Here is an 879-nt window from a genome sequence, read left to right as displayed (position 1 = left end):
GAGCTGGTCAAGGCCGGTGCGACGGTGCAGGTGGTGATGACCGAGGCCGCCGAGGCCTTCATCACCGCGGTGACGCTGCAGGCTCTGTCGAATCGGCCCGTCTACACCAGCCAGTGGGACGCACGCGAGCCGAACAACATGGCGCACATCAATTTGTCGCGCGAAGCGGATGCGGTGCTGGTGGCGCCGGCGAGCGCCGATTTCATGGCCAAGCTGGTGCAAGGGCGCGCGGACGACCTGCTGTCGCTGCTGTGCCTGGCGCGACCGATCGAGCGCTGCCCGCTGTTGATTGCGCCGGCGATGAACCGCGAGATGTGGGCCCACCCGGCCACGCGGCGCAACGCGGCGCAACTGCGTGCTGACGGCACCACGCTGCTGGGCCCCGACGCGGGTGACCAGGCCTGCGGCGAGATCGGCGACGGCCGCATGCTCGAGCCCGAGGATCTGGCCGAAGAGTTGATCGCCTTCTTCCAGCCCAAGCGGCTGGCAGGCCAGCGCGTGCTGATCACCGCTGGGCCGACGTTTGAAGCGATCGACCCGGTACGTGGCATCACCAACCGGTCCAGCGGCAAGATGGGTTTCGCATTGGCTCGCGCCGCGCGTGAGGCGGGTGCCCAGGTCACGCTGGTGGCCGGCCCGGTCGCGCTGCCGACCCCGCGTGGCGTGATGCGCGCCGACGTGCAAAGCGCGCAGCAGATGCATGACGCGGTACTGCCGGTGGCCGGCGCCCACGACGTGTTCATCGCCACCGCAGCTGTCGCCGATTGGCGGCCGACGGCGCCACACGAGCACAAGATCAAAAAGGACGGCAGCGGCCAACCGCCGGCGATCGAGATGGTCGAGAACCCCGACATCCTGGCCGCGGTCGCGAGGCTGCCG

1 protein-coding gene is annotated in these 879 nt (G+C 69.6%); it reads left to right on the top strand.

The window, feature by feature from the left end; all coding sequences use genetic code 11:
• The coding region (gene coaBC / locus AC1DYI_RS37055; protein ID WP_477209059.1) for a bifunctional phosphopantothenoylcysteine decarboxylase/phosphopantothenate--cysteine ligase CoaBC at positions 1-879 on the top strand (879 nt) is incomplete at both ends.

Source organism: Ideonella sp. P3_A4 (assembly GCF_056403075.1).
The sequence above is the reverse complement of the archived record's forward strand: the minus strand, read 5'-3'. Positions and strand labels throughout refer to the sequence as shown.